Source organism: Methylobacillus arboreus, from assembly GCF_020532725.1.
GTDB classification, from domain to species: domain Bacteria; phylum Pseudomonadota; class Gammaproteobacteria; order Burkholderiales; family Methylophilaceae; genus Methylobacillus; species Methylobacillus arboreus.
Map to the genome: position 1 here is coordinate 767,827 of NZ_JAJAVC010000003.1, position 16,124 is coordinate 783,950.

Genomic DNA, 16,124 nt, shown 5'->3' on the forward strand with positions numbered 1-16,124 from the left:
ATTAGATCTACACTATGGACACCACCAGAAAAACGCCCGTCAGGGACTATGCCCGGCCACCCGGCCCCAAAACGCAATTGCGCCAGCCATCCATGTTGACCTGGCAAATCATCCGCAAAGGCCTGGCATATATCCTCAAGGGCAAGATGATGATACCCGGCAGCCACCTGCCGCCTTTAGCACACAATGTGCCGCTGGACTTTGCCGGAGTTGGGGTTGCCACCTCGAGTGATCCCGCCGTGGATGATTATGTCCTGGCCCGTCTACAGGAACTCGGGATTCGCCAGGTCAGGCTGGATTTCAGCTATGGTGATATCGGCCATGATGCCGCCAGGCTGCTCGACACATTGCTTGAACAAGATTTCAATGTGCTGTTGCATCTGGTGCAACCATTCGATGCAGCCATCAATATGGAAGAAACCGCCGCCCAGCAGACATGGCGAACATTTTTACAGCAAGTGCTGGAACGCTATGGACACAAGGTATCCATGGTTGAGATCGGCTCCACCGTCAATCGCAAGCGCTGGGCTGGCTATACGCCTCCCGGATTCCTCAAGGCATGGGAGATCGCCTACCAAGAGGTCAAGCAGCGCAACATCAAGCTGGCAGGCCCCAACATCAGTGACTTCGAGCCTCTGTACAATATCGGCCTGCTGGAAATCTTCCAGCAGAGAGGCCAATTGCCGGATGTACATACCAATAACCTGTTTTGCGAGCGCTCGACCGAGCCCGAGCGCTACGATCACCGTATCCTCAAATACCGCCAAGCCACGGCACTCAAGTTCAATATTGTCAAGAAAGCCCGCCTGCTACAGAAAATAACAACAGACTATGGGGTACGGGAAATCATGTCCCCGGCAGCTTTCTGGACCTTGCCGCGTATTTTGCGCTTGCTGCCAGATGGCGAGCAGAAACAGGCTGATTATCTTGCACGCTATATGATCCTGTGCGCGGCTTCCGGCGCCTTGCGCCAAACCTTCTGGGGGCCATTGATCTGCCACCGGGAAGGATTGATCGACGACGGCAGCGACAGTTACCCGGCAATCGAGCGCATTGCGCATTACGCCAGTGTTACTGGCAATGTGCAGCAATTCCGCCCTCGCCCCAGCTTTTACACCATGAAAGCGTTTGTAGACATGATTCCGGGGCGGCACTACCTGGGGCCGTTACGCAGCAGCCATGGGGTGGAAATTCATGCCTTTAAGAACAATGAAACCCTGCTGCATGCGGTATGGACCACCAACGGCAAAGGTACCGTCCTGGCAGACCATTACACCCTGGAAGATTTGCAAAGTGCCAGCTATACAAGCCGTGAGGGAATTTTGCTGAAGGCAAAACCAGGTCTGGCAAGTGAATCCCCCACATACATCACCTGGCCGTCAGGAAGGAATGTGACATTGAAAACAGAAAAAAGCCTGTTTGCGAACCTGTCGATACAACGGCATGTGGAAAACAAGCACCATCATGCCTATAACGAAAGCGAGTGGCGCGGCATCTATGTTGCCAGCAACGAGGATGAGGCCGCGTTGCTTCAACACGCACTGCATCCTTCGCAATTGGGAGCACCGCCAAAAGCAGCGATTTTGCGCCATGCGCGCAATGCCATCTGGACCATTGCCGACCCACGCGATCCGGCACGAAAGCTTGTGGTCAAGCAACCGGTCAAGATGCATGTCCATAAAAAACTGTTTGACCAGTTCAAACTCTCCAAGGCCAAGCGTAGCTGGAATGGCACTAACGAGCTATTGCGCCGAGGTATAGAAGCCGCTGCGCCGGTTGCATATTTCGAAAAGCATGGTGATCGTTCCCTGTTGCAGAATTACTATATCTGCGAGTTTGTCGAAACCGACTTTTCCATTCGGGATATTTTTGGCGCGTTCTATAACGGCGAGACTTCTTATGAGGGCGTGACTGCCGAGCAGATCTACCCGCAACTCACCCGCTATCTTCTGAATATGCATGACCGTGGCGTGTTTTTCCGCGATCTTTCGGGAGGCAATATTCTGGTGACCAAACGGGAAGACGGCACACTGGCATTTTCATTGATAGATACCAACCGCGCCCACTTCTTCAACCACCCCACCCCGCTTGCCAAACGCCTGTCTGACCTCACACGCGTTTGCATCAAGCTGCCATGGCATAGCCGTCGCCAATTGGTAGATATGTATCTGAAAGCCATCAATCAGGAATTCAGTTGGCGCCATCGATTGCCTTTCCATTTGTACGATTTCAAGGTGGGCATGAAAAAGCGGATTGGCCGCAAAGCCATCAAGCGCATGCTCAGAAAGAAATAGCTGTTTATTTGGATTTAATGGCCTGAGGACATTGACAGGCATGATGGGGATCATTAATATAGCGGCTCTTTTTCGGGGGTATAGCTCAGCTGGGAGAGCGCTTGCATGGCATGCAAGAGGTCAGCGGTTCGATCCCGCTTATCTCCACCAAAACAAGGATGCCCGGTCTAACCGGGCATCCAACGATCAGTCCCCATCGTCTAGAGGCCTAGGACATCGCCCTTTCACGGCGGTAACCGGGGTTCGAATCCCCGTGGGGACGCCAAAATAAAACCCGGTGCCAGCACCGGGTTTTTTGTTATTTCCAGTTGCTTCTTATCAAAGCTACCTCGAAACAGAAATGCCCAACCTGATCTGGGTATCCCTATCCTTGTCATAATCAAGCAGGGTCTCGCCATATCCGGAAAATATCTGCAAATGGGCAAAGGTACCGATGCGGGAAAGAATACGGTCGCTTAATGGATAAGAGATATCCAGCTGTCCCATTGCATATCCACGCGTACCCTGGCGGTAAAGCCCGGTGACCATCAGGCCATCCTCACGACCATAGCGCAGCTGCCAGTCCGCATAGCCGCGGTAATGCTGAATATCAGGATTTTCATCCTTATCTATATAGGCGTAGATTTTGGGTGAAAATGTCAGCCGCCTGCCATTGGCAAAATCAAGATGCCAGCTCGGCCGCACATAGGCAATATTCAGTGATCGGGAATCCACCCCGCCCTGCCCGTTTGACTCGTGCTCTATCCCCACACGCCAACTATCAGGATATAAGCCTCGCGAGGCGCCAGCCCAGCGGTAAAACAAGCCTGGGCGATAGCTTGTATCGCGGAACGGGCTGGAGTCGCCACCAATATCCCACAAGGTGGTCTGGGTATAGCTGAAGTAAAGATTGCTCAGGAAAGGCGCATATTGCGCTACAGAGCCTTTAGAATCGAATGGGCGGTATTTGAAGCTGATCTGAAAGCGGGCATCAGTCCCGTACTCATCACCGTTGCCAAACAAGAAATACATGGGTTCTTCCGCACTCAATGCGGGTTCGTCATCCGGTGCGGCAATCACCACTTGCGGTGCTGTATTGCTACTTGCCAGGACACTATCGGCAGGCTGTATTTCGCCGGCCTGGACAATGGATGTTGTGTCATCACGGCTGGCTGCAAGCAACAGTACGGTGTTGGAAGGTTTTTCCACCAATTCTGCACGCACCACGCCGACAAAGTCCTGCCGTGGGGTACCACTATATGTCCTGCTGGCCAGGGTCTGGTCACTGCTATCCTGCAAGGCCAATTCTACTTCGTCCGCAACGCCTGCAGCAGAAAGCTTGAGGCGAACGGTAGCTGGCCAATGCTCGGTATCTGGAGGTTTCACAATCTGGAAGGCGAGCTGTTGGCCTGTGTTGACCACCTCGCCTTGGGCGACCACAAGCCATTGATTGTCAGCATATGCATTGAATGAGAAGGTGAATGCGAGCAGGCTGGAAATTGCCGCACCCATAGGTCGAATGAAGGGCATGCTTGATCCTGATATTAGTTGTCCAGAAAGGCACTATAAACGCCTAGCACAGCAATGTGGACATTTCAGGAATGAATTGGTGCTATTTTCTTAACAATCGGCTTGAGCAACTTGAAATTCAATATATTGCAAGGATGCCCTGAAAAATGCGATTTCCTCCGCATTCCAGGCCGTTTTATCTGTTCGCAGCATTGTCGTCGCGGCAACAATGCGTCCTTCGGAATTTCTGATTGGTGCCCCGATATACGTATGTTCCCGTTCATCAGTATGAATACTCAAGGCTCCAGACGTATAAATACCATTTGAAATATCTGCGTATTGCAAGGTTTCCGCTAGCGGTAGACCAATGCTTGCCCGGATAAATAAATAGTTTTTGTCAGTAGCGTGAGTGAAAATGACAGATGCAGCAAATATCTTGAGGATATTTTGAAGAAGCCGGTGACTTCTGAGGGAAAGAGGTGCGTTATTTAATTGCAGGCGCTGAATTGATAAAAATGATACATTCTCATCCTGATACGGTTTGCATGTACGACCTTCGAGAGTATCATAATCAGTTAGCATTTTTTGCATTGTTGCTCTTTTGCAGCAGCAAAAGTCGCTTACCGCATCATATGAAGCGTTCGGAACTGTAGCAAACCTTAAGTTCTTTTTAGAGTACAAGCTTTATAGTAAATAAGCAACAATTAATTGTCAATAAAAACAAATCAGTATTTATATCTTATGAAAAACCCTGACCTCCCAGCGGCTGACAATCAAGAATTAGCCTATTTCTCATGCAAGGAATTGGCCGAATTACGCCTTCCTGGAAAGCCTGGTACTCGCCAGGGTTGGGATGTGATCGTTAATGCGGAGAAATGGCCATATATTGAGGTGGCAAGCAGAGGCAGGAAAGGCCGTACCAAAAAATACCAGCCTCCGGCTGAATTGATGCAACTGATTTACAAGCAGTATCCTGATGGCCGTCCTGCTCCCCAACGCTATTCGACAGGCTCAGACGCCAAGCTTCATGTGGCTAACGATTATTTCATTTCAAGCAGCAGGGTTGGGCGCTACAACAAGCCTGGTCATCGCTACGAATCCCTAGATGAATACCTGGTGGAAAGCATAGACTTCAATCCTGTCAGCAGTCAGCTCGATACGCCTTACCAGCATTTGAAAATATTCACGGTCAAAGGCACCAGCCTGGAGCCTTCCATGCATGATGGTGACGAGGTATTGGTGGATATACGCTGCCGGTCCTTTGACGATAATGCAGTGTATGTCATTGGCCAGAATGACTTTATCCGTATCAAGCGGGTGCAATTACGCCTAGATGGCACTGTTGTGGTGAGAAATGACAATGACGGAGACTTGCCGCCGGAAATTTATAGCGCCGAGGAAGCCAAGCACTTCAAGGTCATCGGCAAGGTGATTCCATTCAAGTTTGGGCGTTTCAAGCTGTAATCTTGAGTCCTACTATCCGTTGCAATATTGCAGGGTGAGGCGGTAATTGCAATAGTCCCTCTTCGTAGGAAATTATCTTCAGCAATGGTTTAAAAATATTCAATAGCTCATTGCTTTTCAAAAGAAAATTTTTATTTGTTGGTCGACCATAATGTTCATGCCCTTGCATGAACGTCTCGTAAATCAATACGCCGCCATTGGTAAGGCCGGTCGCCAGAACCGGCAGCAAGGGTCGATGCAAATAACGGCAAACCACGATAGCATCAAATTGTGACCCGGCATAAGGCCAAGCACCTTGCTCCAGGTCGGCTACCAGCGTATCCACAGTCGGTGCTTTAAGCCCAAGTTCTTGCAGCGCTGACACATCCCGGTCCACGGCAGCAACCTTGAACCCCTGTTCCGAGAGCCAGACTGCATTGCGGCCGGCACCTGATGCCAGATCCAGCACCGAACCTCCTGGCTTGATGTATTGACTGTGCTGCACGAGCCAGCCTGAAGGTTGCGAAGATGGCAATTGTTCCATACTGCTAAGCCTCAAGAATGTGAATTTTCTGGGTTTGCAGGATCAGATCGACTGGCTGATGGATGGCTAGCGGTGTGGTGACGGAACATTGCAGTTCGATTGTCTCAGTCAATTCAGGCAAATTGACGCTGACCAGCCATTGCTCTCCCAGGCGAACCAAGTTGCTGATATGCCCCTTGAGATTGGTATGCTCATGTTGCGATGCCGCAAGACTCAAAGCATTTTGCGGCAGGCACCAATGCTGGGTGCTGCCGACGGGCAAGATAAATGGCAATGTCAGCTCCTGGTCTCCAAGGGAAAGTACGCTGCCACCAGCTTGGCTGCGAATCACCTTGCTTGTCAATATATTGCGCACCCCCATTAATGCAGCCACGGCACGCGTTGCTGGCTGAAGCCCTACCATGCTGGGAGCGCCTTCCTGCAAAATGCATCCCTGTCCCATCACGGCGATTCTGTCTGCCAACAGGTTGGCTTCATTCAGGTTATGCGTCACCAGAATCATGGGAATACCGAGCTGCGACTTGAGCGTCGCAAGGATGCGGTATAAACCTTCACGCGTCATGCTATCAAGTGCTGAGAACGGCTCATCAAGCAACAGGATGCTGGGTTGGGATGCCAGTGCGCGCGCCAATGCAACACGTTGCTGCTGCCCTCCGGAAAGCTCTGCCGGTTTGCGTTGCGTGAATGGAGTCAGCTGTACCTTTTCCAGCCAATTGGTTGCCCGCTCCATTTGTTCCTGCTTCGGCAATGTATGCAAGGCCGCACGCACGTTATCCAGGGCACTCATGTGGGGAAATAGCCCATAGTGCTGGGGAACATAGCCAATGCGGCGCTGCTGGGGCTTCAGCCTTTTCACGCCATCAAACCAGGTGGTGCCATTCAGGCTGATCTCGCCCGATTCTGCATGCTGTAGGCCTGCAATCATGCGCAGCAGGGTTGATTTGCCGCAGCCGGATGGCCCAAGCAAGGCCAGCAATTCGCCGGCCCGGCACTGTAATGCCGCTTCGAGCGCAAAAGGCCGGCGCTGGCGGATATCGAGCCTGAGCTCAGATTTCATGGTAGTTACCGCGGCGGCCAAAGCGCTTGGAAAGACTATTGGCCAGGGCCAGCACAATAATGGAGAACAATAACAGCATCAGCGACATACTGCCTGCTGCGTCGAAATCCATCGCCTGAACCCGGTCATAGATGCTGATGGCAATGGTCTTGGTCTCGCCCGGTAGGCTGCCGCCTACCATCAACACTACACCAAACTCTCCCAGGGTGTGGGCAAAAGTCAGCACCATGGCAGTCACGATGCCGGGCCAGGCTAGAGGGAGCTCCACTGTCAGCAGGCTGCGCAGCGGCGACATGCCACAACAGGCGGCCGCATCGCGCACCTCCTGAGGGATGGACTCGAAACCACGCTGTATTGGCTGTACCGCAAACGGGATATTGACGATGATGGAGGCAATCAACAAGCCGGAAAAATGGAAGACCAGCAAGTGCCCCGTCCATTGCATCAGCCATTGGCCAAGCCAGGATTGGCTTCCCAAACCGACCAGCAGGTAATAGCCAACTACCGTGGGCGGCAGCACCAATGGCACGGCAAGCAATGCTTCAAGCACGGGTTTGCCGGTGAACTGGCGATAGGCCAGCCAGCGCGCCGCAAGCAACGCCAGCGGCACCAGCACGAGAATGGTCATGACTCCCAGCTTGAGTGAAAGCCCTAGGGCGACCCAATCCATCAGCGTTTATTCGCCAGGCAGCACAAAGCCATAACGGCTGAATACTTGTCGCGCGGCAGGCTGTTGCAGGAAATCATAGAATGCCTTTGCATTGCTTCCTGAATTCTTGAGCAGCACCATGCGCTGGCGCTGGGGGCTATGCCAGCTTTCAGGGATTTCGGCATATTTCACGCTACCGGCAAGCTGCGGCGATTTCACGAGCGACAGCGCGACAATACCACCGTCCGTGGAGCCGCTGATGGCGAACTGGGCAGCCTGGGCGACATTCTCGCCAAGCACCAACCTAGGTTGAATCTGCTCCCAGATGCCTGCGTGCTTGAGCACTTCCACTGCCCGGCGCCCGTAAGGCGCATGCTCAGGGTTCGCAATCGCCAGGCGCTGCAGTTTTCCTGCCTGCAGGGCGGCCTGCAAGCCCTTGAGCTCTGAATCAACCTCAAGCGGAGCTTGCTTGGGCGCAACGATCACCAGGTGGCCAGTGGCGTACAATACGCCCTCGTCCCTGGTGAAGCCGCCGGCATTCAGCTTGGTCACATAGTCCTCGTCGGCGGAAAGAAACAATTCGAAAGGCGCGCCATTGTTGATTTGCGTAGTAATTGCCCCCGATGAACCGTAAGTAATGGCCGGCTTTTCACCGCCTTGCTTCTCAAACGTCTGGGATAATTCCTCAAGCACGAATTTGAGATCGGCTGCTGCGGCAATGCGGGCAGGCTCTGCCTGGGCGATATGGCTGAATGCCAGTGCCAAAGGTAGCAGCAAGCGCAAGGCTAGAGATTTCATGATGGTATGCTTTCTGTTTTCAAGGTAAGGCTTGGGAAGAACTTCATTATTTCTATGGAAATATAACGAAATATTATAATCAACCCCGTACAAAAAGAATATGTCCACACAAGCAGTTTCCGCCAAAAATCACGCCTTGCTGGAATGGCACGATGGTCAGCCCTATTCCGCCCACTTTGGCGATGTGTATTTTTCACGCGAGAGCGGGCTGGAAGAGACGCGCCATGTCTTTCTTCGCCACAACCGGCTTGCAGAGCGCTTGCAGGCATTGCAGCAGTCCAGCTTCACCATTGTTGAAACCGGTTTTGGCACCGGGCTGAGCTTCCTCTGCGCCTGGCAGCTTTGGGAGCAAACGGCGCCAGCAGAGGCACGATTGCACTTTGTCAGCATAGAGAAGTTTCCGCTGAGCCATGCCGACCTTGCCCGCGCATTGGATTTATGGCCTGAATTAAGAAATTACAGCAGTGACCTGCTCTCCCAATACCACCAGCTCATCCCGGGATGGCAACGGCTGGTATTTGCCAATGGCAGGGTGCAACTGACTTTGCTTATCGGTGATGTGCTCGATATCCTGCCGCAGATCAATTGCCGCCCGGATGCATGGTTTCTTGATGGTTTTGCGCCATCGCGCAATCCCGAGATGTGGCAGGAGGCATTATTCACGGGCATGGCGGCCTGCTCGGATGCACAAACCACGTTTGCAACATTTACCAGCGCTGGCCTTGTCAAACGCGGCTTGCAGGCGGCCGGTTTCGAGGTGCATAAGGTGGCAGGCCATGGTCGCAAGCGCGATATGCTGTGCGGCCGCTTCACGCAAAACGAGAGATCGATATCGCAGCCCGGGCGGGCCGTCGTCATCGGCGGCGGTATTGCCGGCGGCGCCACCAGCCGGGCGCTTGCAGAGCGTGGCTGGCAAGTCACGCTGCTCGAGCAGGAAACCGCACTGGCACAACATGCCTCAGGCAATCCCGTGGGCGTGCTTTATCCCAAGCTGGCGCGCAAGGATGTACCGCTGGGACGCTTGTCGCTGTCAGGCTACCTGCATAGCCTGCGGCTGCTGGCGCGCCTTGAGCTTGATGAGCGCAGCCATGCCCGATGCGGCATGCTGCAGCTTGCTTATGACGAGCGCGAGTGGGAGCGTTGCCGGACAATCGCCGCTCAAGGATTATCGCCCGACCTGCTGCACTGGGTCGAAGCTGACGAAGCCAGCCGGCTTGCGGGGCTGGAACTGGCTTATGGCGCGCTGTACTTTCCCGAAGCTGCCTGGGTAAGGCCGCAGCATTATTGTGAAGCACTGGCCTATCATCCCAATATTACGCACAAGCTCGCCAGCCACGTATTCCGCTTGCAGCAGACTCATCATGCCTGGCAAGCATGGCGTGAAGACAAGCTGCTGGCCGAGGCTGAAGTGGTCGTGATTGCCAATGCCTGGCAGGCTGCCAGCTTTACACAGAGCAGCCATCTGCCGCTGGAACCGGTACGCGGGCAGGTCAGCCAGCTCAAGCATGTTGCCGGCGCACCGCAACTCAACACCCTGCTTTGCACGGATGGCTATATCAGCCCATTGCTTGAAGATGGCTATTGCCTGGGCGCAACCTTTGTACCTGGAGACACGGCACCCTCCGTGCGTGAGGAAGAGCATGCGCAGAACCTGGCCATGCTCAAGCGCATGGCGCCTTCCCTGCATGCAGCCCTGATGCCGCAAGTGCCGCAGGGACGTGCCGCCATTCGCTGTACCAGTCCGGACTACCTGCCTTTGGTGGGACCGCTGCTTGATTACCGGGCCCTTGAAGCCAATCCTCCCCGGCATACTGCCGATCCGGCATCCAGCCTGCCATGGCTTCCCGGCCTGTATATCAATACGGCGCATGGCTCCAAGGGGCTAACCACTGCCCCGCTGGCTGCAGAAATGCTGGCCTGCGCGATCAATCATGAGCCCGCACCTGTGGATGCTGGCCTGCTTGCAGCGTTGGACCCCAACCGCTTTGTGCTGCGCAAGCTGGGCTTAAAGCGCCTGGCACAGGGGCTTGCCTGCTACCCCCTGCGTTAACTGCGCTGGTATGATTTAATGCAGCCATGAATCCAGACCAGTTATTCCATGCCGCCCTGAATGCCCATCGCCAGGGCCAACTACCCCAAGCGGAAAGCCTTTACCGCCAATTGCTGGCAACCACGCCGCAACATGCCCATGGCCAGCACTATTTAGGCGTGCTTTGCCACCAGAGCGGACGATATCAGGAGGCCATTGAGCATATCGGCAATGCCATCCGCCTGCTGCCTGGCAACGCGGACCAGCATAACAACCTTGGGCTTGCCCTGCGCGCCAGCGGACAGCTTGAAGCTGCAATTCATCAATTCCGCCAGGGGCTGAAGCTGGCCCCTGATGATGGCGACCTCTGGCAAAACCTCGCCACTGCGCAACATGCCGCCGGCCACTTGCTTGCAGCAAAGGAAGCCTATCGCGAAGCAATGCGCCGGATACCGCAAGACCCGGATGTCCAGGCAGGCTTGCTGAATGTTTTGCAAGCCTTGGGTAACAATGCGCACCAGGCCGGGAGTTTTGTCGATGCCGAGCTTCATTTCCGTGAACTCGCCACAATGCAACCCGGAAATGCTGCAGGGCATTACAACCTGGGTAACGCGTTACGCGAGCAAGGCAAGCCTGCCCAGGCAGCCGAAAGCTATCAACGTGCGCTGGCCTTGGCGCCGGAAGATGCCGATACCCATAATAACCTCGGCAATGTGTGGCGGGAATTGCAACGACTACCAGAAGCCATTGCCTGTTATGAGCGGGCTATCGAACTCGACCCCAACCTTTATCATGCACGTGTTCACTTGGTGCACCAGCGCCAGCATCTTTGCGATTGGCGGCATCTTGCTGAAGATGTTGCCGAAATCCGGCGCTGGGTAAGGGAAGTCCCGCAAGCACAGGTTTCCCCTTTCGCTTTTCTTGCCATGCCGGGCACAACAGCGCAGGAACAGCTAACATGTGCCCAAAACTGGGCCCGGAATCGTTATGGACGCCTGATGTCGGAGGCACCTCTGTACCAGGAACAGCCTCGCACACATGGCCGACTGCACATCGGCTATTTATCCTGCGACTTCCGCCTGCATCCGCTTGCTTCGCTTGTCACCGAAATGCTGGAGCTGCACAACAGGCAAGGCTTCAAGATCAGCGCCTATTCCTATGGGGTGGATGATGCTACCCCGGCGCGTTTGCGTCTCGAAAAGGCCGTGGACCATTTTGTGGATATCCGGCCGCTTTCGTTGAGGGAGGCTGCGCAGCGGATACATGCTGATGAAGTGGATATTCTGGTTGACCTCACGGGCTACACCCAGGCCAGCCGCAGCGGCATACTGGCACTGCGTCCGGCCCCGGTGCAGGCATCCTGGCTGGGCTTCCCGGGCACCATGGGCGCGCCTTTCGTGGATTACCTGCTCAGCGATGCCGTGATCACGCCCGATTTCGATCAAGACTATTACACAGAGAAACTGGCACTATTACCGCATGCCTACCAGCCCAATGACACCAAGCGCCCACTGGCAGACTCGCCTGGTCGCGCAGCTTGCAGTCTTCCGGAAAATGGTTTTATCTATTGCTGCTTCAACCAGAGCTTTAAAATCACGCCAGCAGTGTTTGCCTGCTGGATGCGCCTGCTCAAGGCAACACCGGACAGCATATTGTGGTTGTTGGAAAGCAACCTCGGCGCCAGTGCTAATCTGCAGCTTGCCGCGAAGGCACATGGCGTAGACCCGCAACGCCTGATATTCGCACCGCGGATTCCCCTGGATCAGCATCTGGCCCGCCATATCCATGCCGACCTGTTTCTCGATACGTTGCCCTACAATGCGCATACCACAGCCAGCGATGCGCTGTGGATGGGCGTGCCATTGGTAACATGTCGCGGCAATACGTTTGCGGGCCGGGTGGCCGTCAGTCTTCTGCAGGCAGCCGGCTTGCCCGAACTAGTCGCCACTGACCTGGAGAGTTATGAAGCATTGGCGCTTAAGCTGGTCAGTGAACCCGCGCTCCTGCAGCAATACCGCAAGAGGCTGGCAACAACACGTGACAATTCAGCATTGTTCGATACTGCCGGCTTCAGCCGTGACCTGGAAGCACTTTACCTCACGCTATGGCAGGCACGGCATCGGGTTCAGCCGGCAGGCTGCTAAGCATCGCCATCGCTGCAATATTGATGTCTGCCACTAGGATGCTGCTCAACCCGCCGGCTGCATCAAACACCGGCAACGATACCGTGAGACAGAAGTCTTCGGTAGCGGTAGACAGGTAGATGCTGGAGATATAAGCATTACCGGAGTCCCGCACAGCCGTATAGTAGGTTTGCTGGCTGCGGTCCGCGCTAGCTCCGCCGGCCTTGATCTTGCCGTACATGTTAGGGTTGATCCAGTTTGCATAGCGCTGGCTGCCATCGGGATTGAGTTCGAACACTACCTCGAAGAAAGGGTAGTCCGCAAAGCAGCTATCCAGGCAATGGGCATCCGGATTACGCGGCAATGTCTGCAACAGCTTGAGCGCATTAAGCGCACGTGACTGCCAATCACTGTATTCATCGCTGCGCGGCACGATCAACCGTGGCGGTTGGGACTCGACCACAATGATGCTGCCTATGTTGGACTTGCCTATTTTCTTGAGCGAGGCGGCACGCTCTGCAGCAGCCACACTATTGGAAATTCTGCCCTGGCTGCCATTCACGACGGCGATCGATACGCTGGCAACCGGGTGATCCTTGCCGTCTTCGGTGGTAAAGAAGCCACGCTCAAGGTCGCTGCTGTCGTACAGATGCACAGCCAAGGTCTGGAAATGGCTGACGACATTGAGCAACAAATTGATAAGGCTGGGATCTTCATGATCCAGAATCAGCACGAAGTCATCACCGCCAATATGGCCGACCAGCACGCCTGTCTTGTTGTGGAATTCCTGGCGTACGATCTCGGATAGCAAACGTATCATTGCATCGCCACGGATGAAGCCGTAACGGTCGTTATACGCCTTGAAATGGTCGAGATCGATATAGACCAATTGCGTATTCGGGTCATTGCGCAAACTCACATCGAGGGACTGGCGCAATGTCGGGCCAGTGGTGAGATGGCTCAGGGGGTGAAGGTTGCCGGAACTGGTTTTGCGGTTGATGATTTGCGACATGATTTCCAGCGGATGCACAATACCGACATATACGCCGTCGTCACTGACCATAATCCAGGGCTCCACCTCGCCGCGTTCAAGATAAAGTCCGCGCGCCAGCGACGCGGATGGCATGCGTGAAGTAATCATACGCGGCAACGGGTCGCAATAATTGCCCAATGCATCATTGCGGTACGTGAAGACTTTGCCACGCTTCAATAGGCCAATTGGCCGCAGATTATCCAGCACCACGGCACAGGCGACATCTGGATTATCAATAAAGATACTCCTGGCCTGGTCTATTGGTGTATTGACTTCAATAGTAATACCCCGGCTGACGAACTCGCTGATACGGAACTCATCCGGAATGGATGATCGATGGGCCTCATCGCGTGCAGGCAGCGCTGTCACTATTTGCGCCGGCACTGCCTCGGGCCTGGCGAAATAATATCCTTGCGCATAGACCAGGCCGAGGTCCTGACAATAGGTGATGTCCTCTACCCGCTCCAGCCCTTCCGCAACAATGGTACAGCCGAGGCGTTGCGCCATTGAGATAATCGCCTCCAACAGCACAGTGCGCACCCTGCTCCCTTGGGCTTCATGCACGATGGTGCGGTCTATCTTGATGAAATCCGCCTTGACCACGGCAAGCGTACTTAATCCATTGAAACCCGACCCCATGTCATCCAGTGCGATGCGCAAGCCTTGCGTGCGGATGGCATCGCAATGCCGGGCAAGGACATCAGGCGAAACCTCTTCACTTTCAACAATTTCTATGACGACATCGCGGTGCTCTATACCATGACGGTCCAATGCTTCCAGCATCAATGCCAGCCAGTCGCCACGCATGATGGTTTGCGGCAGCACGTTGATAAACAAAGGCGTGCCGTCGGCAATCGCACTGGCCTTGCCTGCCAATGCCAAATCCTGGCATACCATGTCCAGGTCTACTGCACGATTGACCTGCCGTGCCAGGCGAAACGCTTCCTCCCCTGTCAAAATATTGCCATCTGGGTCGAGTAATCGACACAGGGCTTCGTAGCCAAAAATCTTGCCGTTCTGGGTAAAGTCCACAATTGGCTGAAAGTGCATCTCCACGTGGCGGCTCAAGTCATCCAGCAACCAGGGGTGGCGCATGCGCGCATAGAATGTATTGAATGGCATGACGCCTGCCATCAAGGTCTCAACGCCATGGCTGCCATCCTGGCCGTACCAGACATAAGCCTCGTCCAGCAATTGCTCGGGATACTCTTCCGCTATCTTGTCCAAGGTTTGCAATAACTCACGGTCATCCTTGCATGGATAGACCATGATCGCAGGGGGCACGTCCTCGGAAGCGTTTGTTTCACCTATGCTTGGTAATGGGGAATTCAGGGTTTTGATATAGAGCAGCATGGCCTCAGGCTTTTTATGAGCGAAAAATTTCCTGAAGCCCATGCAAGCCTTATGCCAGCACCATGCAGCATAACCATTTATGTAAACCAACCTAAAGCAATACATGCATTTGGTGCATAAAACCAGCCTGGCCAAGGTGCTTGCACCAGCATGAAGCCAGGGTCTTATGATAAAGTAGCCGCAATAAAAATCAGGGATGCAACATGGCGGCAATCGATATCACACCCATCCTCAAGTTCATGGTCGAGAAAAGTGGCTCTGACCTGTTCTTCAGCACCGGCACCGCCATTCATATCGATATCGAGGGAAAGACCATCCCGATCAACAACCAGGCCATGGCGCCCGGCATGGTCAGGGATATTGCCTATGCGCTCATGTCGCCCGCCCAGCAACAAGAGTTTGAGCAAACCCTTGAAATGAACTTTGCCCTCAGCCTGCATGGCATTGGACGCTTCCGCATCAATGTGTTCCGCCAGCGGGGCGAAGTCGCCATGGTGGCCCGCCATATCAAGCATGTCATTCCCAGCCTGCAAAGCCTGGGATTACCACCAATCCTCAACGAGCTCATCATGCGGCAGCGCGGATTGATTCTGGTGGTAGGCGCCACCGGCTCCGGCAAGTCCACCACCCTCGCCTCAATGATTGATTACCGCAACAGCACGCGCGATGGCCACATTCTTACGCTCGAAGACCCGATAGAGTTCATTCATGACCACAAGAAATCCGTGGTGGACCAACGCGAGATCGGCATTGACACGCTTAGCTTTGAGAACGGCCTGAAAAACGCCATGCGCCAGGCACCCGACGTGATCCTGATCGGCGAAATCCGCGACATGGAAACCATGAAGCATGCCATAGCCTATTCCGAGACCGGGCACCTCTGCCTGGCAACATTGCATGCCAATAATGCCAACCAGGCACTGGAACGCATCCTTTCCTTCTTCCCGCCGGAAGGCAAGCAAGCAATACAACTTTCCCTTTCACTCAACCTTGCCGCCATCATTTCGCAGCGCCTGATTCCCGGAGTCAAAACCAAGCGCGTGGTGGCAACGGAGATTCTCATCAATACACCTTACATCTCCGAGCTCATCCTCAAATCCAAGCTGGAGGAAGTCAAGGAAGTCATGGCCAATAACCAGGATATTGGCATGCGTACCTTTGACCAATCCTTGTTCGAGCTGTTCGGCAAAGGTGAAATCACTGAAGACAATGCATTGGTAAGCGCGGATTCCCGTAACGACCTCTCGCTCAAGATCAGGTTTGCCAATGAAAGCGCCAAGGGAGGTTTTGGCAGTTAGGGCGCTTACTGCCAA

General features: G+C 54.2%; 12 protein-coding genes and 2 tRNA genes. 7 read left to right on the plus strand and 7 right to left on the minus strand.

The genetic code is table 11. The features are described from left to right. Positions 1–14 precede the first annotated feature (14 nt). The 3 genes from LG198_RS03625 to LG198_RS03635 all read left to right on the plus strand — a co-directional run bounded on the left by LG198_RS03625 (position 15) and on the right by LG198_RS03635 (position 2,559). Positions 15–2,294: a lipopolysaccharide kinase InaA family protein gene (locus tag LG198_RS03625; protein ID WP_230341792.1), complete on the plus strand. Its 2,280-nt coding sequence runs from the start codon at positions 15–17 to the stop codon at positions 2,292–2,294. A gap of 74 nt (positions 2,295–2,368) precedes the next feature. Next, positions 2,369–2,444: transfer RNA gene (locus LG198_RS03630), tRNA-Ala, on the plus strand. Positions 2,445–2,483: 39 nt separating this feature from the next. Next, positions 2,484–2,559, plus strand: a tRNA-Glu gene (locus LG198_RS03635). 59 nt (positions 2,560–2,618) lie between these two features. Here LG198_RS03635 and LG198_RS03640 read toward each other — a convergent pair. Together LG198_RS03640 and LG198_RS03645 are read right to left on the minus strand one after the other, a co-directional pair. After that, a complete protein-coding gene (locus tag LG198_RS03640; RefSeq protein ID WP_230341793.1) occupies positions 2,619–3,803 on the minus strand; it encodes a phospholipase A in 1,185 nt (394 codons plus the stop codon). 90 nt (positions 3,804–3,893) lie between these two features. Then, the gene (locus LG198_RS03645; protein ID WP_230341794.1) at positions 3,894–4,373 is read right to left on the minus strand and encodes a hypothetical protein; all 480 of its coding nucleotides are present in this window, start codon (positions 4,371–4,373) and stop codon (positions 3,894–3,896) included. A 357-nt stretch (positions 4,374–4,730) separates the two neighbouring features. Between LG198_RS03645 and LG198_RS03650 the strand changes: the two genes are divergently transcribed. Beyond that, on the plus strand, positions 4,731–5,246 hold the full coding sequence (locus LG198_RS03650) for a S24 family peptidase (protein WP_230341795.1): 516 nt from the start codon (positions 4,731–4,733) through the stop codon (positions 5,244–5,246). Here the strand turns inward: LG198_RS03650 and LG198_RS03655 are convergent. From LG198_RS03655 to modA, 4 genes are read right to left on the minus strand one after another with little or no spacing between them, the layout of a single operon-like run. Next, on the minus strand, positions 5,236–5,769 hold the full coding sequence (locus tag LG198_RS03655; RefSeq protein ID WP_230341796.1) for a class I SAM-dependent methyltransferase: 534 nt from the start codon (positions 5,767–5,769) through the stop codon (positions 5,236–5,238). The genes LG198_RS03650 and LG198_RS03655 overlap by 11 nt on opposite strands. Positions 5,770–5,773: 4 nt before the next feature. Beyond that, entirely contained in the window at positions 5,774–6,826 is a 1,053-nt protein-coding gene (locus LG198_RS03660) for an ABC transporter ATP-binding protein (RefSeq protein WP_230341797.1), read from the minus strand. Then, a complete protein-coding gene (gene modB / locus LG198_RS03665) occupies positions 6,816–7,496 on the minus strand; it encodes a molybdate ABC transporter permease subunit (protein ID WP_230341798.1) in 681 nt (226 codons plus the stop codon). The genes LG198_RS03660 and modB overlap by 11 nt, the downstream gene beginning before the upstream one ends. Before the next feature lie 6 nt (positions 7,497–7,502). Then, positions 7,503–8,273, minus strand: a complete 771-nt coding sequence (gene modA / locus LG198_RS03670; RefSeq protein WP_230341799.1) for a molybdate ABC transporter substrate-binding protein — start codon at positions 8,271–8,273, stop codon at positions 7,503–7,505. Positions 8,274–8,373: 100 nt separating this feature from the next. On the opposite strand from modA, the gene mnmC reads away from it, so the two are divergent. Next, positions 8,374–10,323, plus strand: a complete 1,950-nt coding sequence (mnmC, locus tag LG198_RS03675; protein ID WP_230341800.1) for a bifunctional tRNA (5-methylaminomethyl-2-thiouridine)(34)-methyltransferase MnmD/FAD-dependent 5-carboxymethylaminomethyl-2-thiouridine(34) oxidoreductase MnmC — start codon at positions 8,374–8,376, stop codon at positions 10,321–10,323. 26 nt (positions 10,324–10,349) lie between these two features. Beyond that, a complete protein-coding gene (locus LG198_RS03680) occupies positions 10,350–12,446 on the plus strand; it encodes an O-linked N-acetylglucosamine transferase, SPINDLY family protein (RefSeq protein ID WP_230341801.1) in 2,097 nt (698 codons plus the stop codon). On the opposite strand, the gene LG198_RS03685 is transcribed toward LG198_RS03680, so the two are convergent. Continuing rightward, entirely contained in the window at positions 12,400–14,811 is a 2,412-nt protein-coding gene (locus LG198_RS03685) for an EAL domain-containing protein (RefSeq protein ID WP_230341802.1), read from the minus strand. The genes LG198_RS03680 and LG198_RS03685 overlap by 47 nt on opposite strands. Before the next feature lie 203 nt (positions 14,812–15,014). Between LG198_RS03685 and LG198_RS03690 the strand changes: the two genes are divergently transcribed. Further along, entirely contained in the window at positions 15,015–16,109 is a 1,095-nt protein-coding gene (locus LG198_RS03690) for a PilT/PilU family type 4a pilus ATPase (RefSeq protein ID WP_230341803.1), read from the plus strand. Positions 16,110–16,124: the final 15 nt, after the last annotated feature.

Bases quoted from the DNA above. Each gene is read 5' to 3' on its own strand.
- modB (WP_230341798.1), bottom strand. From the start codon at position 7,496: ATGGATTGGGTCGCCCTAGGGCTTTCACTCAAGCTGGGAGTCATGACC.
- LG198_RS03650 (WP_230341795.1), top strand. From the start codon at position 4,731: ATGCAACTGATTTACAAGCAGTATCCTGATGGCCGTCCTGCTCCCCAA.
- LG198_RS03640 (WP_230341793.1), bottom strand. From the start codon at position 3,803: ATGCCCTTCATTCGACCTATGGGTGCGGCAATTTCCAGCCTGCTCGCA.
- LG198_RS03685 (WP_230341802.1), bottom strand. From the start codon at position 14,811: ATGCTGCTCTATATCAAAACCCTGAATTCCCCATTACCAAGCATAGGT.
- LG198_RS03625 (WP_230341792.1), top strand. From the start codon at position 15: ATGGACACCACCAGAAAAACGCCCGTCAGGGACTATGCCCGGCCACCC.
- LG198_RS03645 (WP_230341794.1), bottom strand. From the start codon at position 4,373: ATGCAAAAAATGCTAACTGATTATGATACTCTCGAAGGTCGTACATGC.
- modA (WP_230341799.1), bottom strand. From the start codon at position 8,273: ATGAAATCTCTAGCCTTGCGCTTGCTGCTACCTTTGGCACTGGCATTC.
- LG198_RS03655 (WP_230341796.1), bottom strand. From the start codon at position 5,769: ATGGAACAATTGCCATCTTCGCAACCTTCAGGCTGGCTCGTGCAGCAC.
- LG198_RS03660 (WP_230341797.1), bottom strand. From the start codon at position 6,826: ATGAAATCTGAGCTCAGGCTCGATATCCGCCAGCGCCGGCCTTTTGCG.
- LG198_RS03690 (WP_230341803.1), top strand. From the start codon at position 15,015: ATGGCGGCAATCGATATCACACCCATCCTCAAGTTCATGGTCGAGAAA.
- LG198_RS03680 (WP_230341801.1), top strand. From the start codon at position 10,350: ATGAATCCAGACCAGTTATTCCATGCCGCCCTGAATGCCCATCGCCAG.
- mnmC (WP_230341800.1), top strand. From the start codon at position 8,374: ATGTCCACACAAGCAGTTTCCGCCAAAAATCACGCCTTGCTGGAATGG.